This window comes from Burkholderia sp. F1 (genome assembly GCF_050813845.1).
Lineage (GTDB): Bacteria > Pseudomonadota > Gammaproteobacteria > Burkholderiales > Burkholderiaceae > Burkholderia > Burkholderia ubonensis.
In genome coordinates this window covers 3,060,931-3,081,964 of record NZ_CP172422.1, presented here as the reverse complement: position 1 = coordinate 3,081,964, position 21,034 = coordinate 3,060,931, and the positions used below count along the sequence as shown (strand labels likewise).

17 protein-coding genes are annotated in these 21,034 nt (G+C 69.9%); 14 read left to right on the top strand and 3 right to left on the bottom strand.

The window, feature by feature from the left end; genetic code table 11:
* Window positions 1-2 precede the first annotated feature (2 nt).
* From ACFIMZ_RS32305 to ACFIMZ_RS32295, 3 genes are read left to right on the top strand one after another with little or no spacing between them, the layout of a single operon-like run.
* On the top strand, window positions 3-1,172 hold the full coding sequence (locus tag ACFIMZ_RS32305) for a M20 aminoacylase family protein (RefSeq protein ID WP_431823497.1): 1,170 nt from the start codon (window positions 3-5) through the stop codon (window positions 1,170-1,172).
* Window positions 1,173-1,225: 53 nt separating this feature from the next.
* The gene (locus tag ACFIMZ_RS32300; protein ID WP_431823496.1) at window positions 1,226-2,011 is read left to right on the top strand and encodes an ABC transporter substrate-binding protein; all 786 of its coding nucleotides are present in this window, start codon (window positions 1,226-1,228) and stop codon (window positions 2,009-2,011) included.
* Between the two features lie 60 nt (window positions 2,012-2,071).
* The gene (locus ACFIMZ_RS32295; RefSeq protein WP_431823495.1) at window positions 2,072-3,256 is read left to right on the top strand and encodes a porin; all 1,185 of its coding nucleotides are present in this window, start codon (window positions 2,072-2,074) and stop codon (window positions 3,254-3,256) included.
* Between the two features lie 44 nt (window positions 3,257-3,300).
* Here the strand turns inward: ACFIMZ_RS32295 and ACFIMZ_RS32290 are convergent, their stop codons facing one another.
* Window positions 3,301-4,320: a zinc-dependent alcohol dehydrogenase family protein gene (locus ACFIMZ_RS32290; protein WP_431823494.1), complete on the bottom strand. Its 1,020-nt coding sequence runs from the start codon at window positions 4,318-4,320 to the stop codon at window positions 3,301-3,303.
* A 119-nt stretch (window positions 4,321-4,439) separates the two neighbouring features.
* Between ACFIMZ_RS32290 and ACFIMZ_RS32285 the strand changes: the two genes are divergently transcribed.
* On the top strand, window positions 4,440-5,381 hold the full coding sequence (locus ACFIMZ_RS32285; protein ID WP_431823493.1) for a LysR family transcriptional regulator: 942 nt from the start codon (window positions 4,440-4,442) through the stop codon (window positions 5,379-5,381).
* A 33-nt stretch (window positions 5,382-5,414) separates the two neighbouring features.
* Here ACFIMZ_RS32285 and ACFIMZ_RS32280 read toward each other — a convergent pair whose 3' ends face one another.
* Window positions 5,415-6,317, bottom strand: a complete 903-nt coding sequence (locus ACFIMZ_RS32280) for a LysR substrate-binding domain-containing protein (protein ID WP_431823492.1) — start codon at window positions 6,315-6,317, stop codon at window positions 5,415-5,417.
* 131 nt (window positions 6,318-6,448) lie between these two features.
* On the opposite strand from ACFIMZ_RS32280, the gene ACFIMZ_RS32275 reads away from it, so the two are divergent.
* From ACFIMZ_RS32275 to ACFIMZ_RS32245, 7 genes are all read left to right on the top strand, one after another.
* Window positions 6,449-7,525: an alkene reductase gene (locus tag ACFIMZ_RS32275; RefSeq protein ID WP_431823491.1), complete on the top strand. Its 1,077-nt coding sequence runs from the start codon at window positions 6,449-6,451 to the stop codon at window positions 7,523-7,525.
* A 28-nt stretch (window positions 7,526-7,553) separates the two neighbouring features.
* Complete coding sequence (locus ACFIMZ_RS32270) at window positions 7,554-8,150, top strand: isochorismatase family protein (RefSeq protein ID WP_431823490.1); 597 nt, start codon at window positions 7,554-7,556, stop codon at window positions 8,148-8,150.
* Window positions 8,151-8,468: 318 nt separating this feature from the next.
* On the top strand, window positions 8,469-10,418 hold the full coding sequence (locus ACFIMZ_RS32265; RefSeq protein WP_431823489.1) for an arylsulfatase: 1,950 nt from the start codon (window positions 8,469-8,471) through the stop codon (window positions 10,416-10,418).
* A 10-nt stretch (window positions 10,419-10,428) separates the two neighbouring features.
* Window positions 10,429-11,472: a formylglycine-generating enzyme family protein gene (locus tag ACFIMZ_RS32260; RefSeq protein ID WP_431823488.1), complete on the top strand. Its 1,044-nt coding sequence runs from the start codon at window positions 10,429-10,431 to the stop codon at window positions 11,470-11,472.
* A 101-nt stretch (window positions 11,473-11,573) separates the two neighbouring features.
* On the top strand, window positions 11,574-12,344 hold the full coding sequence (locus ACFIMZ_RS32255) for a MetQ/NlpA family lipoprotein (RefSeq protein ID WP_431825418.1): 771 nt from the start codon (window positions 11,574-11,576) through the stop codon (window positions 12,342-12,344).
* Window positions 12,338-13,324 carry a flagellin N-methylase gene (locus ACFIMZ_RS32250; protein ID WP_431823487.1) on the top strand — a complete coding sequence of 329 codons (987 nt, stop codon included), beginning with the start codon at window positions 12,338-12,340 and terminating at the stop codon, window positions 13,322-13,324. Before ACFIMZ_RS32255 ends, ACFIMZ_RS32250 begins: the two co-directional genes overlap by 7 nt.
* A 62-nt stretch (window positions 13,325-13,386) precedes the next feature.
* Entirely contained in the window at window positions 13,387-13,713 is a 327-nt protein-coding gene (locus ACFIMZ_RS32245; RefSeq protein WP_431823486.1) for an antibiotic biosynthesis monooxygenase family protein, read from the top strand.
* A gap of 57 nt (window positions 13,714-13,770) precedes the next feature.
* Here the strand turns inward: ACFIMZ_RS32245 and ACFIMZ_RS32240 are convergent, their stop codons facing one another.
* Window positions 13,771-14,703: a LysR family transcriptional regulator gene (locus ACFIMZ_RS32240; RefSeq protein WP_431823485.1), complete on the bottom strand. Its 933-nt coding sequence runs from the start codon at window positions 14,701-14,703 to the stop codon at window positions 13,771-13,773.
* 205 nt (window positions 14,704-14,908) lie between these two features.
* Between ACFIMZ_RS32240 and ACFIMZ_RS32235 the strand changes: the two genes are divergently transcribed.
* The 3 genes from ACFIMZ_RS32235 to ACFIMZ_RS32225 all read left to right on the top strand — a co-directional run bounded on the left by ACFIMZ_RS32235 (window position 14,909) and on the right by ACFIMZ_RS32225 (window position 20,979).
* Complete coding sequence (locus tag ACFIMZ_RS32235) at window positions 14,909-15,682, top strand: putative hydro-lyase (protein WP_431823484.1); 774 nt, start codon at window positions 14,909-14,911, stop codon at window positions 15,680-15,682.
* Between the two features lie 194 nt (window positions 15,683-15,876).
* A complete protein-coding gene (locus ACFIMZ_RS32230; protein WP_431823483.1) occupies window positions 15,877-17,175 on the top strand; it encodes an MFS transporter in 1,299 nt (432 codons plus the stop codon).
* 159 nt (window positions 17,176-17,334) lie between these two features.
* Window positions 17,335-20,979, top strand: coding sequence for a hydantoinase B/oxoprolinase family protein (locus ACFIMZ_RS32225; RefSeq protein ID WP_431823482.1), 3,645 nt, complete (start codon window positions 17,335-17,337; stop codon window positions 20,977-20,979).
* Window positions 20,980-21,034: the final 55 nt, after the last annotated feature.

Sequence of the window (21,034 nt, the reverse complement as noted above, 5' to 3'; positions counted from 1 at the left end):
AATTGGATTCGACACGCATTCCACCTGAAATGGCGGCAATCGAAGCGGAAACGATCGCGCTGCGGCACCGGCTGCATGCGCATCCGGAGCTCGGCTTCGAGGAGCGCGCGACGAGCGAGCTCGTCGCCGACTGCCTGACAACGTGGGGTTATCGGGTGACGCGCGGCCTCGGCGGCACCGGCGTGGTCGGCACGCTGACGCGCGGCGCGGGCCGCCGGCTCGGCCTGCGCGCGGACATGGACGCGCTGCCGATCCGCGAGACGACCGGGCTGCCGTATGCGAGCCGGATCGACGGCGTGATGCATGCGTGCGGCCACGACGGCCATACGGCGATGCTGCTCGCGGCCGCGCGCTGCCTGGCGGAACGCGAACGGTTCGGCGGCACGCTGAACCTGATTTTCCAGCCGGCCGAGGAAGGGCTCGGCGGCGCGCAACGGATGATCGAAGACGGCCTGTTCGCGCGCTTTCCGTGCGACGCGGTGTTCGCGATGCACAACGTGCCGGGCCTGCCGGCGGGCAAGCTGGGCTTCTGCGACGGCCCGTTCATGGCGTCGGCCGACGAGGTGCGCGTGCGCGTGAGCGGGCGCGGCGGGCACGGCGCGGCGCCGCACGCAACCGTGGACCCGGTGGTCGTCTGCGCATCGATCGTGATGGCGCTGCAGACGATCGTGTCGCGCAATGTGAACCCGCAGGCACTCGCGATCATCACGGCCGGTTCGATCCATGCGGGCACCGCGTCGAACGTGATTCCGCCGCACGCGGATCTCGAACTCAGCGTGCGCGCACTGTCGCCCGAGGTGCGCGCGCTGCTCGAACGGCGCATCCGCGAGACGGTCGCGGGCCAGGCGGCAAGCTACGGCGCGACGGCCGGGATCGACTACCGCGTCGGCTACCCGGTGCTCGTCAATCACGCGGACGAAACGGCCTTCGCGCGGCAGGTCGCACGCGACTGGGGCGGCGGCGACGCACTGATCGAACAGCTGCAGCCGATCGCCGCGAGCGAGGATTTCGCGTTCATGCTGAACGCGTGCCCGGGCAGCTACCTGTCGATCGGCAACGGCGACGGCGCGGCCGGATGCGCGCTGCACAACCCCGGCTACGACTTCAACGACGCGATTCTCGCGACCGGCGCGAGCTACTGGGTTGCGCTCGCGGAGCGGTTTCTCGGCTGACACGGCACGGCGATTTCGGTTCATATGTTCAAGTACACACAAGGAGACAGGCAATGAAGAAGTGGATGGCGGCAGCCGCGATGACGCTCGCGGCGGGAGCGGCGCACGCAGGCGGCGACTGGGCAGGCAAGGAGATTCGCCTCGCGGTCGATCCGACTTACCCGCCGCTCGAATACAAGCTTCCCGACGGCACGCTGGCGGGTTTCGGCATCGACATCACGAATGCGCTGTGCGCGGAACTGCGCGCCCGTTGCGTGTGGGTGGAGTCGAGCTTCGACGGGATGATTCCCGGCCTGCTCGCGCGCAAGTTCGACGTGATCGCGTCGTCGATGACGATCACGCCGAAGCGGATGCAGCAGATCGCGTTCTCGAACCGGATCTCGAACGCGCCCGCGCGCCTCGTCGTGCACAAGGGTTCGCCGCTGCTGCCGAGCGCCGAATCGCTGAAGGGCAAGCGCATCGGCGTCGAGCAGGGCTCGGCCCAGGCCGACTATGCGATCGCGAACTGGCAGGCGGCCGGCGTGCAGATCGTGTCGTACCCGAACCAGGACCAGGTGTACGCCGATCTCGTGACGGGCCGGCTCGACGCGGCGTTCCAGGCGTCGATCGCGGCGAGCGACGGGTTCCTGAAGAAGCCGCAAGGCAAGGACTTCATGTTCGCGGGTGCGCCGATCGACGACCCGAAGTATTTCGGTCAGGGCGACGGGCTCGGGTTGCGCAAGCAGGACGTCGAGCTGCGCGACGCGTTCAACCACGCGCTCGCGGCGATTCTCGCGAACGGCACGTACGCGCGCATCAACCGGAAGTACTTCGACTTCGATATCTACGGCGCGAAGTAAGCCGCGCGTTCCGGCGCGCCGAAAACAGCCGGCGCGTCACAAAATCAATCAGGATCACAAATGAATTTGAGATTGCTTTACGTCATCGTGCCGGCTCTGTGCGCGGCGCCCGTGTTCGCGCAGAGCAGCGTCACGCTGTACGGCCTCGTCGATGTCGGCATCGACTATACGAACAACGCCGGCGGCCACAGCATGTGGCAGATGGCGAGCGGATTCGCCCAGGGCAGCCGCTGGGGCCTGAAGGGCAGCGAGGATCTCGGCGGCGGCTACAGCGCGCTGTTCCAGATCGAGAACGGCTTCAACGTCAACAACGGCACGCTCGCGCAGGGCGGCCGCATGTTCGGCCGGCAGGCGTACGTCGGGCTCGGCAGCACGCGCTTCGGCACGCTGACGCTCGGCCGGCAATACGACTCCGTCGTCGACTATCTCGCGCCGACGACCGCGAACGGCAGCTGGGGCGTGTATCCGTTCTCGCATCCGCTTGACAACGACAATACGGGCAACACGTTCCGCGTGAACAACACGGTCAAGTACGCGAGCCCGGATTTTGCCGGGTTCTCGTTCGGCGGCACGTACGCCTTCAGCAACGACGCGGGCTTCGCGAACAACCGGCAATGGAGCGTCGGCGCGCAGTACGAGCATGACGGGCTGCTCGTCGGCGCGGCGTTCCTGAACGCGGACGGACCCGGCGCGACGCCGGGCGGCGCGATCGCGGGCGCGGGATCGGTCGGGGCCGACGCGAACTTCGTGTCGTCGCGGCTGCGGATCTTCGGCGCGGGCATCAACTACACGGCGGGCCCCGCGACGCTCGGATTCGCGTACACGAACAGCAATGTGAGCCGGCCGACGGCGAACGTCGGCTACCTGTCCGGCGACGAGACGATCCAGCCGGTGACGGGACCGCTCGCGGGCGGGACCGTGGCGTCGATCAAGTACCAGAACTTCGAAGTGAACGGCAAGTATCAGTTCACGCCCGCGTTCTTCGTCGGCGCGCAATACGTGTACACGACGGTCCGCTACGACGCGACGACGGGCAGCGTGAAGCCGAAGATCCATTCGGTCGGGCTGATGGCCGACTACAACCTGTCGATGCGCACGGACGTGTACGTGATGGGCGCGTACCAGAAGGTCGCGGGCGACGCGACCGGTTCGTCGCTCGATCAGGCCAGTATTCCGGGCGCGGCCGATTTGTCGTCGACGTCGAAGCAACTGATGGTGCATGCGGGCATCCGCCACCGGTTCTGAGCAAACGACGCGGCGCCGGGCCGCGCGCGGCCCGGCGCTGCGCGTTACCCGGCGACCCGGATCACGACCTTCCCGAAGTGCTGCCCGGACTGCAGGTACGCATACGCGTCCGGCGTCTCGTCGAAGCCGAACACGCGATCGACGACCGGCTTGATCCGGCGCGCGTCGACGAGCCCGGCCACCGCATCGAGCGTCGCACGGCTGCCGACCATGATGCCCTGCAGCCGCCGGATGCCGCCGATCAGCGACAGCAGGCCGAGCTCCGGCCCCGCGAAGCTGCTGAGCCCGCCGATCACCGACACGACGCCGCCCATTTTCGTCGCGGCGATCGAGCGCGGCAGCGTGTCCCGCCCGCCGACCTCGACGACGATGTCCGCGCCCGCGCCGCCGGTGAGCCGCAGCACTTCGTGCTGCCATTCGGGCGTCGTGCGATAGTTGATCGTCGCATCGGCGCCGAGCTGGCGCGCGCGTTCGAGCTTCGCGTCGCTCGACGACGTGATGATCGTGCGCAGGCCCGCCGCATGCGCAAGCTGCAGCGCGATGATCGACACGCCGCCGGTGCCGAGCAGCACGACGGTCGAGCCGGGCGCCGCGGCGGCGTCGCCGAACAGCGCGTTCCACGCGGTGATGCCCGCGCACGACAGCGTCGACGCTTCGTCGTAGTCGAGATGCGCGGGAATCGCGACCAGCGCGTTTTCGTCCGAGACGAAGTACTCGGCGAGCACGCCGTCGAACTGCGCGCCGGGCGAGCCCGCCGCCTTCGACGGCGTAGGCGGGCCGTCGATCCACCGCGGGAAGTAGGTGTTGATCACGCGATCGCCGGGCTTGAAGCGCGTGACGTCGCGGCCGGTTTCGACGACCTCGCCCGCGCCGTCGGCCACCGGGATCAGCGGCGCGTCGCCGATGCCGAGGTAGTCGCCGCGCGCGAACATCAGGTCGCGAAAGTTCAGCGACGCCGAATGGATCTTCACGACGACGTCATTCGGGCCCGCCGGACGGCGCGGCGCGTCGATGCGCTGCAATCCGGCAATGCCGGCGCCGGGTTTCTGCTGCCATGCCTGCATGTCGACTCCTGTTCGTGGTTGACGGGCTCATGATAATGTTGCCCGGCAGGATGCATTGGAGAGAGTTATTCCACTGACTGTCGCCAAAACGGAAACGAATCGACAAGGAGAAAAAGCGCATGGACGATCGCCTGGGCGGCATCGCCGAGTTCGTCGAGGTCGTGGAATCGGGCAGCTTCGCGGCGGCGGCGCTGCGGATCGGCGTGACGCGCTCGGCCGTCGCGAAGATCGTCGCGCGGCTCGAGCGGCGTCTCGGCGTGCGGCTGCTGCAGCGCACGACGCGCCGCCTGAGCCTGACCGACGAAGGGCTCATGTACTACGAGCAATGCCGCCGCGTGCTGGCCGAGCTCGGCGAGACGGAGGCCGCGCTCGACGCGGGCCGCCGCGAGCCGTCCGGGCGCCTGCGCATCAGCGCGCCGGTGCTGTTCGGCCGGCAGTGCGTCGCGCCGGTCATGCGGCGGCTGGTCGAGCGGCATCCGGGGCTCGAGGTCGAGATGTCGTTCAGCGATCGCATCGCGGATCTCGTCAACGACGGCTTCGACGTCGCGGTGCGCGTCGGCCCGCTCGTCGACACGACCGCGCTCGTCTGCCGCCCGCTCGGCATGCAGCAGATGGGCATCTGCGCGTCGCCCGCGTATCTGGCGCAACACGGCCGGCCGGCCGGGTTCGAGGATCTCGCGTCGCACGTCGGCATCGCTTACGCGCGCGGCGGGCAGGTCGCGCCGTGGCGGATCGTCGGCGCGGACGGCGACGTGCGCGAGCTTCGCGTGAGCGCCCGCCTGCGCTTCGACGACCTGCAGGCGATCGCGGACGCCGCCGTGGCCGGCGCGGGGCTCGCGTGGCTGCCGTGCTGGCTGATGGCGCCGTATCTGCGCGACGGCCGCCTCGTGCTCGTGATGGACAGCGACAGCGTGGGGAGCGCGGAAGTCTTCGCGGTGCGCCCGAACGCGCGGCAGGTGCCGTCGAAGGTGCGGGTGGCGATCGACGCGCTCGTCGACGAGATTCCGCGCGTGCTCGCGCGGAGCTCGTCCATCGACGGCGGGCACGGAGCGCATGGGTGACCGGGCGTTGTGCGCGGGCCGGTCGACACGCGGTCAGCCGCGTGACGGGTCGGCTTTCGTCTTCCGATTGCCCAGCTGTTCCTGCAGAAACTCGATGAAGCGCTGCGTCTTCGCCGGCAGCAGGCGCGTCGCGGTGAGCGCGTAAACCGGCACCGGCGTGCCTTGCCAGTCCGGCAGCACGGGGCGCAGGCGACCGCTCGCCAGCTCCTCGGCCACCAGTTCCTCGGCGACGAGGATCACGCCCTGGTCCAGCACCGCCAGCCGCCGGAACATGCCGATGCTGTTGACCGCGAAGCGCCCGCCGATCGCGACGTCGACGGATTCCGCGCCGCGATGCAGCGTCCAGACGCCCGGCTTCGGAAAACCCACGCACGCGTGCTGCGCGAGCTCGGCGGGATGGGCCGGCTCGCCCGCCTGCTCGAGATAGCGCGGCGACGCGTAGAGCCGGGCCGGAATGCGCGCGAGCGGCCGCGCGATCAGCGTCGAATCCGGCTGCTCGCCCATCCGGATCGCAATGTCGAACGGCTCGGCGACGAGATCGACCCGGCGCGGCGTGAGGTCGAACTCGAAGCGGATGCCGGGGTAGCGGCGCGCGAATTCGACGACGAGCGGCGCGAGGAAGACCATCGCGAAATCCACCGCCAGCGACGCGCGCAGCACGCCCGTGGGCTGCGCCAGCATCTCGCCGAGCTGCTCGTGCGCGAGCCGCGCTTCCTCGACGATGCGCCGGCAGCGTTCGTAGTAGAGCTGCCCGGCTTCGGTCAGCTCGATCCGGCGGGTCGTGCGGTGCAGCAGGCGCAGGCCGATCGCCTTTTCGAGCGCGCTGATGCGCCGGGATACGGTCGAATTGGGCACGCCCGTGATTTCGGCCGCCCGGCGGAAGCTCATCGCGTTCACGACGTCGACGAACAGCGCCATGTCGTTCAGCAGTTCCATGTTCACTGCTCCATCAATGGATCAATTAATTCCATTTTGACGGATTTATCCCATCAACGGTTTGATTCAGACTGCCTCCATCGTTCGTCGCGCCGCCGTCCGGCGCGCGCCACAGTTACCCGGAGGTTGCCATGAGCCGCTTTTTCGATCCCGTCCGCGTCGGACGCTATGTGTTGCCCAACCGCGTCGTGATGGCGCCGATGACCCGCTCGCGGGCCACCGCCGACGGCGTGCCCGCCGACATCACCGCCACCTATTACGCGCAGCGCGCGAGCGCCGGCCTGATCGTGACCGAGGGCGTGTTTCCGTCCGCGACGGGCAAGGGCTACGTGCACACGCCGGGCATCGACACCGATGCGCAGGTCGCGGCGTGGAAGCGCGTGACCGACGCGGTGCACGCGCGCGGCGGCCGGATCTTCATGCAGCTGATGCACTGCGGGCGCATTTCGCATCCGTCGCTGCTGCCGGATGGCGCGCTGCCCGTCGCGCCGTCGGCGATCCGCCCCGACGGGCAGGCATGGACGCCTGCCGGGCAGGTCGATTTCGTGACGCCGCGCGCGCTGAGCCTCGACGAGATAGCAGGCGTCGTCGACGAATACCGCCGGGCCACGCGGCTCGCGCTCGACGCGGGCTTCGACGGCGTCGAGCTGCATGCGGCGTCCGGCTACCTGCCCGAGCAGTTCCTGTCGTCGGGCAGCAACCGGCGCGAGGACGCGTATGGCGGTTCGGTCGAAGGCCGCGCGCGCTTCGTGCTGGAGACGCTCGCCGCGATGGTGGGAGAGGCCGGCGCCGACCGCGTCGGCATCAAGATTTCGCCGGAGATGAACTACAACAGCATCACCGACGCGAATCCTCAGGAAACCTATGCGTATCTTGTCGACCGGTTGCGTGGTCTCGGCCTGGCCTATCTGCACGTCGCGCTGTTCGGCGGCGGCGTCGACTATCACGCGTTGCTGCGTCCGCGCTTCGACGGCGCATACCTGATGGGCGGCGGGCTGAATCGCGACAGCGCCGAAGCGGCGCTGACCGAGCACCGCGCCGACGCGACCGTGTTCGGCAGCGCGTTCCTTGCCAATCCGGACCTGCCCGAGCGCTTCCGCCTGCGCGCGGCGCTGAACGAGCCGGACCGCACGACGTTCTTCGCGCCGCCGGACGCGAAGGGCTACATCGATTACCCGGCGCTGGACGCGGCTCACGAGGCCGCGTGAGCGACCGCGCATCGACTGGAGAATGCCCATGTCATTCGAACGATTCACCGCGGACAACGCCGCGATGCTGTTGATCGACCATCAGGTCGGCACGATGAGCTGGGTGAAGTCGATTCCGTTCGACGAAATGAAGCGCAACGCGCTGATGCTCGCGAAAGCCGCGGCGATCCTCGGGCTGCCCGTCGTGATGACGTCCAGCATGGAGGCGTTCGCGCAAGGGCCGCTGCTCCCCGAGCTCGAGGCCATCCTGCCGGCCGCGTTCGAGGCGCGCGTCAGGCGTGCAGGCGTCGTCAACGCGATGGACGACCCGCGCTTCGCCGCGGCCGTCGAGGCGACCGGCCGCCGCAGGATCGTCATCGCGGGCGTGACCAACGACGTGTGCACGGTGTTTCCAGCGCTGAGCCTCGTCTGGCGCGGCTACGACGTGCAGGTCGTGGCGGACGCCGGCGGCTCGCCGAGCGCGATGGGCGACGACATGGCGCTGCGCCGGATGGAGCGGGGCGGCGTCACGCTGACGAGCACCAACCAGGTGATCGCGGAGCTGGCCGGCGACTGGAGCACGCCGGCCGGCGGGCGGATCGTCCAGGAGGTCGTGATGCCCGCCCTGTCAGGATCGACAGGCTGACGGCGCCGAGCGGCGGTGCGTATGATTGCGCGCTTTCGCTTCCCGAGGGGACATGCCCGTGAACAGGAAACTCCAGATCGTCATCGTGTTTATCGTCGGCCTCGTCGCGATGAGCGTTGCCTATCATTTCATGCATTCCTGAGCATCGGCGCGTACCGCCCGCGGCGGGTGCCGGTTGCGCTTCCCGCCATACCGCCGATGCCTTCCGTGCGCCGTCGCGTCATATTCCGTCGTCCCACTAGCATGTGACGAATCCGACTTTGGCCCCCGCCGCGGCAACGCTAAGATCGCCGATCCCGACGAACGAGCGATACCGCGATGACCCAGCCCGCCGCGCCCCAGCCTGCTTCCCGCTTCCGCCTGATCTGCGCCGCGATCGCCGGCGCGCTGACGCTCGTGTCGTGCGGCGGCGACGTCGACGGTACGCAGCGGCAGGCCGACGCGGGCGCGTCGGCGAAGCGCCCGAACATCCTGTACATCATGGCCGACGATCTCGGCTATTCCGACATCCACGCGTTCGGCGGCGAGATCAACACGCCGAACCTCGACGCGCTCGTGCAGTCGGGGCGCATCCTGTCGAATCATCATGCGGGCACCGTGTGCGCAATTACGCGCGCGATGCTGATTTCCGGCACCGATCACCATCTCGTCGGCGAAGGCACGATGGGCACGCCGACCGACGAGCGGCGCGGGCTGCCCGGCTACGAGGGCTACTTGAACGACCGCGCGCTGTCGGTCGCGCAACTGCTGAAGGACGCCGGATATCACACGTACATGGCCGGCAAGTGGCATATCGGCTCGGGGATCGTCGGCAGCACGACGGGCGGCGGGCAGACGCCGGACCAGTGGGGCTTCGAGCGCAGCTATGTGCTGCTCGGCGGCGCGGCGACCAATCACTTCGCGCACGAGCCCGCCGGCTCGAAGAACTACACCGAGGACGGCCGCTACGTGCAGCCGGGGCAACCGGGCCAGCCGGGCGGCGCGGGCGGCAGCCCGGCCGTGTTCTATTCGACCGACTTCTATACGCAGAAGCTGATCGCGTACATCGATTCGAACCGTCAGGACGGCAAACCGTTCTTCGCCTACGCGGCCTACACGTCGCCGCACTGGCCGCTGCAGGTGCCCGATCCATGGCTGCACAAGTACGCGGGCGTGTATGACGCGGGCTACGACGCGATCCGCAATGCGCGCATTGCGCGGCAGAAGGCGCTCGGGCTGATCCCGGCCGACTTCAAGCCGTTCGACGGGCTGCCCGAGACGCTTGCGGCGTCGCCGGCCACGCCGAACAACGGCACGGCGGGCGCGAAATACATCAGCGCCGTGCATGCGGCGGCGGACGGCTACAGCGATTACGGCCCCGGCAAGGTCGACAAGCTGTGGTCGAGCCTGTCGCCCGCCGAACGCAAGGCGCAGGCGCGCTACATGGAGATCTACGCGGGCATGGTCGAGAACCTCGACTACAACGTCGGCCTGCTGATCCAGCACCTGAAGGACATCGGCGAATACGACAACACGTTCATCATGTTCCAGTCGGACAACGGCGCGGAAGGCTGGCCGATCGATTCCGGCGCGGACCCGACGGCGACCGACACCGCGAACGCGCAGCAGCCCGTGTATTCGGCGCTCGGCACCGACAACGGCAAGCAGAGCGCGCAGCGGCTGCAATACGGGCTGCGCTGGGGCGAGGTGAGCGCGGCGCCGTTCCGGCTGACGAAGGGCTACTCGGCCGAGGGCGGCGTGTCGGTGCCGACGATCGTCCGCCTGCCGGGCCAGAAGCAGGCGCTGCCGACGCTGCGCATCTTCACGCACGTGACCGACAACACGGCGACGTTCCTCGACGTCGCGGGCGTCACGCCGCCGTCGCAGCCGGCGCCGCCGCTCGTCAACACGCTGACGGGCGTCGACCAGAACAAGGGCAAGGTGCTCTACAACAACCGCTACGTGTATCCGGTGACGGGCAAGTCGCTGCTGCCGGTGCTGAGCGGCGCGAATCCGGGCGAACTGCACACGACGCCGTTCGGCGACGAAGCGTACGGCCGCGCGTACCTGCGCAGCGCCGACGGCCGCTGGAAGGCGCTGTGGACGGAGCCGCCGGTCGGCCCGCTCGATGGTCACTGGCAGTTGTTCGATCTCGCGTCGGATCGCGGCGAGACGACCGACGTGTCCGCGCAGAACCCGTCGCTGATCCGGCGCCTCGTCGAGCAGTGGCGGGCCTACCTGGGCAACGTCGGCGGCGTCGAGCCGCTGCGTCCGCGCGGCTATTACTGAGGAAGCGGCGATGCGGTTCCGGATCATCGGCGCGGCGGTGGCCGCCACGCTGTTCGTTGCGGCGTTCGCGGCCGGCTATGCACGTCCGGCGGCTTCGCCGCCGCCCGGGTTCGACGACGCGAATCGCGGCCGTCCGCTCGCGCCGCTTGGCAGCGAGCCGCAGTGCGAGCGCTATGCGGGCCTGCCCGCGAACTGGCGCGACGATCCGAAGGCGGGGATGGTGCATCTGCGCGGCGGCGCGTTCGTGTTCGGCAGCACGCGCGGCTATCCGGACGAGCGTCCGGCGGGCGACGGCCGCACGCGCGTCGGCGGCTTCTGGATCGACCAGACCGACGTGACGATCGCGCAGTTCGCCGCGTTCGTGCAGGCGACCGGCTACGTGACCGACGCGGAACGGCAGGGCGGCGCGGCGGTGTTTCACATGCCGACGCGCGACGAGATGAACGCACGCGATCTCGCGTGGTGGTCATGGGTGCGGGGCGCGTCGTGGCGGCATCCGACCGGGCCAGGCAGCAACGTCGACGGGCGCGGCAACCTGCCGGTCACGCTGGTCACGCAGCGCGACGCGCTCGCTTACGCGCGCTGGCTCGGCCATGACCTGCCGACCGAAGCCGAATGGGAATACGCGGGCAAGGCGGGGCGCGACGACGCGTCGCTCGACGCCGCGCCGCGCGACGCGCAGGGCAAGCCCGCCGCGAACTACTGGCAGGGCGTGTTTCCGGTGCTCGACACCGCGGAGGACGGCCATGCGGGGCTCGCGCCCGTCGGCTGCTACGCGGCGAACGGCTTCCGGCTCTACGACATGATCGGCAATGCGTGGGAATGGACGAAGGACGTCTATACGGGCCCGCGTCAATCGCACACGAATGGCGACACCGCGGCGGTGGCGCCGCCGGCGCGCCGGCACGACACGCCGATGGTGATCAAGGGCGGCTCGTTCCTGTGCTCGCGCGATTACTGCGTCCGCTACCGCGCGTCGTCGCGCGAGCAGCAGGAGGCGGATCTCGCCGCGTCGCACATCGGGTTCCGCACGATCCTGAGGGACGCGTCGTGACGCGGTCATTATTGCGGCGCGTCGCCGCGTGGCGGCCGGCTCCGTCCGAGCGTGACGGACACGTGATGAACAAGCGCGCGCGCCGTTCGATTGCCGTGCTGATGTTGCTGGCGTGCGGCGCGACGTACGCGGCGTCGGCGGTCGAACCGGTCGGTGCGCCCGTGCGCGTCGGCGTCACGCGCGGCGTGCATGCGGAGATCCTGGACGAAGTGAAGCGCGTCGCCGCCGCGCGCGGGCTGGCGGTCGACGTCGTCGTGTTCGACGATGCCACGCGCATCGACGGCGCGCTGGCCGGCGGCCGCATCGACGCGGCGAGCTTCGAGGATGCGCAGCGCCTCGCGGCGACGCGCTCCGCGAAGGGGTACGCGCTGACGGCGGTCGCGACGACGGTGACGCTGCCGATGGCGCTTTATTCGCGCAAGCTCAGGAGCCTGAACGAACTGCGGCCAGGCGCGACGATCGCGATTCCGGCGGACCCGCGCGGCATGGCGCGCGCGCTCGTGCTGCTGCAGAACGACACGCTGCTGACGTTCCGCGACCGCGCGGGCCTGCATGCGTCGCTGCGCGACGTGACGGGCAACCGCCTCGGCCTGAAGATCGTCGCGCTGCGCGGCGAGCGCCTCGTCGCCGCGCTCGATACGGCCGCGTTCGTCGCGCTCGACAGCGGCGATGCCGCCCGCGCGGGCCTGCAACCCGCGCGCGACAGCATCGGCATCGAGGATGCGCGCTCGCCGTATGCGAACGTGCTGGCCGTGCGCGACGCGGATCGCGCGCAGCCGTGGGTCGGCCGGCTGGTGGCAGCGTACCACTCGGACGACGTCGCGCGTTTCATCCTGACGCGCTACCAGGACTCGGTGCGGCGGCCGTGGTAGACACGTTCTTCCTCGCGTGCCACGCGTGCGGGCGCTGCTGCAACAGCGCGCCGACGCTGTCGCTGCGCGAGCTGTTCCGCCATCGCGACCGCTTCGTGGGCGCGCTGGCGATGCATCGCGTGCCGCGCCGGCAGGTCGGCGAACGCTGGCGCACGGGCGGCGGCGATTTCGTGCTCGATGCGGACGACGTCGCGGCCTGCGACGCGCTCGCCGACGCGCTGTTTCATCGCATGGACGGCGGCCGCGGCGAGTGGCTCGCGCTCACGCTGCAAGGCTACGACTATCCGTCGCCCGGCCGCTGCCCCGCGCTGGCCGACGATGGCCGTTGCACCGTGCACGCGGACAAGCCCGCGATTTGCGGCGCGGTGCCGCTCGATCCGATGCTGCCGGACCGCCTGCAGCCGCGGGTGCTGGCCGACCGGCGCGCACGCGCGGCATGGCTCGACGCGAACTGCATTCGCGAGTCGGCCGAACCGATCGACGCGGCAGCGCCCGCGCAGGTGACGCCGCTGGTCGTCGCCGGCCGCATCGACAACGCCGCCGCGCTCGCCGAATTCCGCGACGCGCTCGTGTTCGAGCGCGCGGTGTGGCGCGACGCGGTGTTCGCGTCGCTGAGCGACGGCGCGCAGGATGTGCGTCATGCGCTGTCGCGGCTCGCGCCGGGCGGTTACCTCACCGTATCGATCGTGCCGGCGCTGCTGGCCGTCGCGCGGATCTCCGCGCGTTGCCGCACGCTGTGCATCGCCTTCATCGATCGCCAGCTCGCGCTGATCGACGCCCGCATCGAAGCGGCGCTGGCCCGCCGCCGTCTCGACGACCGGCCCGCGACGCGCGGGCTGCGCGGCTTCGCGCAGGCTTACGAGCGCGCGCGGCAGGCGCTTGCCGCGATGCCGGCGCACGATGCCGCGCCGCGCGCCGATGCGTCCCGCATCGAGGCGTGGCTCGCCGATCGACCCGATGTCGACCGGAGCACGGCCTGACGATCCCCGACGTCGTCGTGCCTTAAACTCGAAGCTCTTCCAATAACTACCGAGGGACTTCGATGTACGCTTCCGCCTTCATTTTCCGCGCCGGGCAATACGACGACGAGTTCCACCGGCTCGACCGGCAGATCGCCGACACGGCGCGCGCGATTCCGGGGTATCTGGGGGAGGAGACCTGGGAGAGCGCCGACGCGGGACTCATTCAGAACGTCTACTACTGGGAGTCGGAAGAGGCGCTGCAGCAATTGATCCGCCATCCGGCGCACCTCGAAGCGAAGGCAAAGCAGGCCCGCTGGCTGGACGGCTACCGGGTCGTCATTTCGAAGGTGATCCGGGAGTACGGGGACGGCAATCTCGCGATGGCGCGCGCAGGCCAGCCCGCCTGACCGACGCCGCGACGGATTGCGTCCGGCGCGACCGCAAGCGGCGTCAGGCGCGCCGCGTCACAGCGCCTCGACCAGCCGCCGGTTGCTCTTCTCGCAATATTCGTGGCACGCGGCGCGCGCCGCGATCGATGCGCCGTGCACGAAGCGAGGCGCGTCGGCCCGCCGCGACATCGACACGACGATCGACGGCGGCGACGGCTGCAGCGGCAGCTCGACGAGCTCGCCGCTTTCGATCAGCGCGTCGACGAACAGGCGCGGAATCGCGGCCACGCCGAAGCCGTCGCGCACGAGCTGCACGATCACCGAGATCGACGGCGACCCCGTGATGCGCGTCTCCGATAGCGGCACGCCGTGCGCGTGCGCGAGCGTGCGGACGATGTCCTCCAGCGCGCGATGCGGCGCGGTGCCGCGCCCGAACGTCAGGATCGGCTGCCGCAGCACCTGCCGGGCCAGCCCGGTGCGCGAGGCCGGCAGCAGCCCCGCGCGCGCGATCCAGCGCACCGGATAGTTCGCGAGCGCGTCGCACACGACCGACGCCTCGTCGCTGCCCTCGACACGGATGATCAGGTCGAGCTCGCCCGCCATCAGGCGGCGCTGCAGTACGACGCTGACGTCGACGGTCAGGTCGATCTCGAGCTGCGGACAGTCGGCCGCGAGCCGGCGCATGTAGTGCGGCAGCCAGCTGTGCACGACGGTCTCGATCACGCCGAGCCGCAGCTTGCCGCGCAGCGCGCTTTCGCCGGACGCGGCGGCCTGCAGCTGCTGCGTCGCCTCGACGACGGCCTTCGCGTAGCCGAGCAGGTATTCGCCGTGCGGCGTCAGGCGGAATTCGCGGTTGTCGCGATCGACGAGCACGGTCTGCAGTTCCTCTTCGAGCGCCTTCACCCGCTGCGAGATCGCGGCCGGCGTCGCATGCAGCGCGGCGGCGGTGGTGCGAAAGTTGCGCAGCTCGGCGAGCGTGACGAAGGTCTCGAGAAAACGCGTATTCATGGCAATCGGCAAGGCAATGGGCGCGCAGATTGCCTCGCTGAAAAAATGAACGGGACTGGGGAAAACCCGGCTGCTTGTTAAGGAATTCTATACGCGAGCCGCAAAAAAACTCGTTGGCGGCAATTTTTTTTCTTTCCTATCCTTCGCCGTATCCGATGACACGACAGCGTCATCGCACCGACACCCTGATACGCAACCGACCACCATGACGCCTTCCGAATTCCGCCAGTCCGTGCGCCGCGGCGCGTTCCGCGGCCCGACCGCCGGCCATTGCGGCCCGTACGCGCAAGCGAACCTCGCGATCCTGCCTGATGCGTACGCGCACGATTTCCTGCGCTTCTGTCAGGCGAATCCGAAGGCGTGCCCGCTGCTCGCCGTCGGCGAGCCGGGCGACTTCCGCGTCGATGCGCTCGGCCGCGACATCGACATCCGCACCGACGTGCCAAGCTACAACGTGTATCGAGACGGCCGGCTCGCCGAGCAGGTCGACTCGCTCCACGCGCTATGGCAGGACGATTTCGTCGTATTTGCGATCGGCTGTTCGTTTTCGTTCGAGGACATGCTGGCGCGCGAGGGCATCGGGCTGCGCCACGTCGAGGAAGGGCGTAACGTGCCGATGTACCGGACGTCGATTCCGAACCGCCGTGCCGGCATCTTCGGCGGCAACCTCGTCGTGTCGATGCGGCCGATGCGCGGCGCCGACGCGATCCGCGCGGTGCAGATCACGAGCCGTTTTCCGGGCGTGCATGGCGCTCCGATCCATATCGGCCACCCGCGGGAGCTCGGGATCGCCGATCTCGGCGCGCCCGAATTCGGCGACGCGGTGACGATCCGCGACGGCGAGCTGCCGGTGTTCTGGGCGTGCGGCGTCACGCCGCAAACCGCGCTGATGGACGCGCGGCTGCCGCTCGCGATCGCGCATGCGCCGGGCCACATGCTGGTGACCGACATCACGAACGCGTCGCTCGCGGTGTTCTGACGCCCGACGCGGCCGCATGGGGCGGCCAACCGGGGCGGCGCACCCGCCGTCCCACCCGAATCCGTCGCGGCGGCGCGCCGCGACCGAACCCGATCCGTCCTGCCGGAGGATGACGCGCATCCGCGTCCCGGCGGGCGGAGGCCTGTGACGACGACTCGACGAATCTTTCGGCGCACTTCGACTGGAGCGACACCATGGACAGCAAGACCCTGACGGCACCCGCCGCCGACCCCGCGAGCGCCGGGCGCAGCGGCCTCTTCTCGTGGTATGCGGAGGCCGGGCCGCGCGAGCGCCGCGCGTTCTGGAGCTGCAAGGTCGGCTACATGCTCGACGGGATGGACACGCAGATGCTGTCGTTCGTGATCCCGACGCTGGTCGCGACCTGGGGCATCTCGCTCGCGGACGCGGGCTTCATCGGCACGCTGACGCTGCTCGCGTCCGCGCTCGGCGGCTGGATCGCGGGCATCCTGTCGGACCGGATCGGCCGCGTGCGCACGCTGCAGCTCACGGTGCTGTGGTTCGCGGTGTTCACGGGGCTGTGCGGGCTCGCGCAGAACTATCACCAGCTGCTCGCGGCGCGCGCGCTGATGGGCTTCGGCTTCGGCGGCGAATGGACGGCCGGCGCGGTGCTGATCGGCGAGGTGATCCGCGCGCGCGATCGCGGCAAGGCGGTCGGCCTCGTGCAGTCGGGCTGGGCGATCGGCTGGGGGCTCTCCGCGCTGCTCTATGCGCTGCTGTTCTCGACGCTGTCCGCCGAGTACGCGTGGCGCGGGTTGTTCCTCGTCGGCCTGCTGCCCGCGCTGCTCGTCGTCGTGATCCGCCGCTACGTGAAGGAGCCGGACGTCTACGAGAGGGAGAAGGCCGCGCAGGCGCGCGTCGCGGATGCGCCGTGCCTCACCGAGATCTTCGCGCCGAAGCTGCTGACGACGACGCTGCGCGCGGCGCTGCTGACGACCGGCGCGCAGGGCGGCTACTACGCGATCACGACGTGGCTGCCGACCTTCCTGAAGACCGAGCGGCACCTGACGGTGATGGGCACCGGCGGCTACCTCGCGACGATCATCGTGGGCTCGTGGGTCGGCTACCTGACGAGCGCGTACCTGACCGACCGCCTCGGCCGCAAGCCGAACTTCATCCTGTTCGCGCTCGGCTCGATGACGATCGCGTTCGCGTATACGTCGCTGCACCTGACCAACATGTCGATGCTGTGGCTCGGCTTCCCGCTCGGCTTCTTCGCGTCGGGCATCTTCTCCGGGATGGGCGCGTTCCTCACCGAACTGTTCCCGACCCGCGTGCGCGGCTCCGGGCAGGGCTTCTGCTACAACGTCGGCCGCGCGGTCGGCGCGCTGTTCCCGTTCCTGATCGGCGCGCTGTCGAAGCACTACGGCCTCGGCGCGAGCATCGGCATCTTCGCGGTCGCCGCCTACGGCGTGATGATCGTCGCGGCGCTGACGCTGCCCGAGACCCGCGGCCGCGAGCTCGAGGACGCCTGACGCCGGCGAACGCAGGCGCTCCGGCGCGGCTTGCGCGCCGCGCGAGCGAACCTCGCCTTCCATTCCCGACGATGCCTGTCGCGACGCGCGTGAACCCGCGCCGCGCGGATGGCGCTCGTCCTCCGATTCACGATTCCACGACACAGGGATTCCATCGCCATGACGACCCGACACAGTTCTTCCGTTCCTTCCGACGCGCGACGCTGGCAATTCTGGATCGACCGCGGCGGCACGTTCACCGACATCGTCGCGCGCCGGCCCGACGGCTCGCTGACCACGCACAAGCTGCTGTCCGAGAACCCCGAGCAGTATCGCGACGCGGCCGTCGCCGGCATCCGCCACCTGCTCGGCCTCGCGGCCGGCGAGCCGATTACGCCCGAGCGCGTCGAGATGGTGAAGATGGGCACGACGGTCGCGACCAACGCGCTGCTCGAGCGCAAGGGCGAGCGCACCGCGCTCGCGACGACGCGCGGCTTGCGCGACGTGCTGCGCATCGCATACCAGAACCGGCCGCGCCTGTTCGACCTCGACATCGTGCTGCCCGACGCGCTGTACGAGACGGTCGTCGAGATCGACGAGCGCGTCGGCGCGCACGGCGACGTGGTCGAGCCGCTCGATCTTGCGTCCGCGGAAAGCGCGCTGCGGCAGGTGTTCGACGCCGGCATCCGCGCGCTCGCGATCGTGCTGATCCACGGCTACCGGCACACCGCGCACGAGCGCGCGCTCGCGCAGCTCGCGCGCCGCATCGGCTTCACGCAGGTGTCGGCGTCGCATGAGGTGTCGCCGCTGATGAAGATGGTGTCGCGCGGCGACACGACCGTCGTCGACGCGTATCTGTCGCCGATCCTGCGCCGCTACGTCGAGCAGGTCGCGCACGAGATGCCGGGCGTGAACCTGCAGTTCATGCAGAGCAGCGGCGGCCTCACGCGCGCCGACGTGTTCCAGGGCAAGGACGCGATCCTGTCCGGCCCCGCGGGCGGCATCGTCGGGATGGTGCGCGCCGCGCGCGTCGCGGGCTTCGATCACGTGATCGGCTTCGACATGGGCGGCACGTCGACCGACGTGTCGCACTTCAACGGCGAGTTCGAGCGTGTGTTCGAGACGCAGGTGGCCGGCGTGCGGATGCGCGCGCCGATGATGAGCATCCACACGGTCGCGGCGGGCGGCGGCTCGGTGCTGGGCTTCGACGGCGCGCGGCTGCGCGTCGGCCCCGAATCGGCGGGCGCGAACCCGGGGCCGGCCGCGTACCGGCGCGGCGGGCCGCTGACGGTGACCGACTGCAACGTGATGCTCGGCAAGATCCAGCCCGACTATTTCCCGCGCGTGTTCGGCCCGCACGCGGACGAGCCGCTCGACCGCGCCGGCGTCGTCGCGAAGTTCGACGCGCTCGCCGACGAGGTCTTTGCCGCGACCGGGCGGCGCGAGACGCCCGAGGCGCTGGCCGAAGGCTTCCTCGAGATCGCGATCGGCAGCATGGCGAACGCGATCAAGAAGATCTCCGTGCAGCGCGGCCACGACGTGTCGCGCTACGTGCTGACGACGTTCGGCGGCGCAGGCGGCCAGCACGCGTGCGGCGTTGCCGATGCGCTCGGCATGACGCAGGTGTTCGCGCATCCGCTCGCGGGCGTCCTGTCCGCCTACGGGATGGGGCTCGCCGACCAGACCGCGATGCGCGAGCGCGCGATCGAGGCGGTGCTGTCCGACGCATCGCTCGCGACGCTGAACGCGACGCTCGACCAGCTGACCGGCGAAGCCGTCGGCGCGCTGCTCGAACAGGGCGTGCCGCCCGAGCGGATCGCGACCGAGCGCCGCGTGCACCTGCGCTACCAGGGCACCGATTCGGCGCTCGCGGTGCCGGCCGGCAGCGTCGATGCGATGCGGCAGGCGTTCGACGTCGCATACCGGCAGCGTTACGCGTTCCTGATGCCGGGCACGCCGCTCGTCGCGGAGCTGGCGTCGGTCGAGGCGATCGGCCGCTCCGACGCGCCGGTCGAGGTCGCGCCGCTCGCGGCGCGCGACGCCGGCGCCGCGCCGCGGGCCGACGCGGCCGTGCGCTTCTACTCCGGCGGCGCGTGGCACGACGCGGCGCTCCACGTGCGCGACGCGCTGCTGGCGGGCGACGTGATCGACGGGCCGGCGATCGTCGCGGAACAGAACGGCACGACCGTCGTCGAGCCGGGCTGGCGCGCGCAGATGACCGCGCAGGGCAATCTCGTGATGGCGCGCGCGACGCCGCTGCCGACGCGCCGCTCGCTCGGCACCGACGCGGACCCGGTGCGGCTCGAGATCTTCAACAACCTGTTCATGTCGATCGCCGAGCAGATGGGGCTGCGGCTGCAGAACACCGCGTACTCGGTGAACATCAAGGAGCGGCTCGACTTCTCGTGCGCGATCTTCGACGGCGACGGCAACCTGATCGCGAACGCGCCGCACATGCCCGTGCATCTCGGCTCGATGGGCGAGAGCATCCGCACGGTGATCGAGCGCAACCGCGGCCGCATGCGCGACGGCGACGTGTACATGCTCAACGATCCGTATCACGGCGGCACGCACCTGCCGGACGTGACGGTGATCACGCCGGTGTTCGCCGACGGTTCGGACGAACCGCTGTTCTACGTCGGCTCGCGCGGCCATCACGCGGACATCGGCGGCACGACGCCGGGCTCGATGCCGCCCGATTCGACCCATATCGACGAAGAGGGCGTGCTGATCGACAACTGGCAGCTCGTGTCGGCAGGCGTCTTGCGCGACGCCGAGACGCGTGCGCTGCTCGCGTCGGGCCGCTATCCGGCGCGCAACGTCGAGCAGAACATGGCCGACCTGCGCGCGCAGGTCGCCGCGAACCAGAAGGGCGTCGACGAGCTGCGCCGGATGGTCGCGCAGTTCGGCCGGGACGTCGTGCTCGCGTTCATGCGGCACGTGCAGGACAACGCGGAAGAGGCGGTGCGGCGCGTGATCGGCGCGCTGCAGGACGGCAGCTATCGCTATGCGCTCGACAACGGCGCCGAGATTCGCGTCGCGATCCGCGTCGATCGCGCGGCGCGCCGCGCGCGGATCGACTTCACCGGCACGTCCGCGCAGCTCGACAACAACTTCAACGCGCCGAAGGCCGTGTGCATGGCGGCGGTGCTGTACGTGTTCCGCACGCTCGTCGGCGACGACATCCCGCTGAACGCGGGCTGCCTGAAGCCGCTGACGGTGATCGTGCCGGCGCGCTCGATGCTGAACCCCGAGTATCCGGCGGCGGTCGTGTCGGGCAACGTCGAGACGTCGTCGGCGATCACCAACGCGCTGTACGGCGCGCTCGGCCGCGTCGCGTCGAGCCAGGGGACGATGAACAACTTCACGTTCGGCAACGCGCAATACCAGTACTACGAGACGATCGCGGGCGGCAGCGGCGCCGGAAACGGTTTCGCGGGCACCGACGCGGTGCAGACGCACATGACGAATTCGCGGCTGACCGATCCCGAGGTGCTCGAATGGCGCTATCCGGTGCGGCTCGATTCGCACCGCATCCGCGCCGGATCGGGCGGCGGCGGACGCTGGCCGGGCGGGAACGGCGCGATCCGCCGGATCCGTTTCCTCGAGCCGATGACCGCGTCGATCCTGTCGAACAACCGCATTCACGCGCCGTTCGGCGCGGCGGGCGGCGCATCGGGCGCGCTCGGCCGCAATGCGATCGAGCGCGCGGACGGCACCGTCGTGACGCTCGACCACATCGGCCGCGCGCAGATGGCGCCGGGCGACGTGTTCGTCGTCGAGACGCCGGGCGGCGGCGGGTACGGCGCGATGGATGCCGAATGACCGTGCGTTTCGACGGGGGCGCGCAATGAAGCAAGCGGTTCATTCATTCGACGCG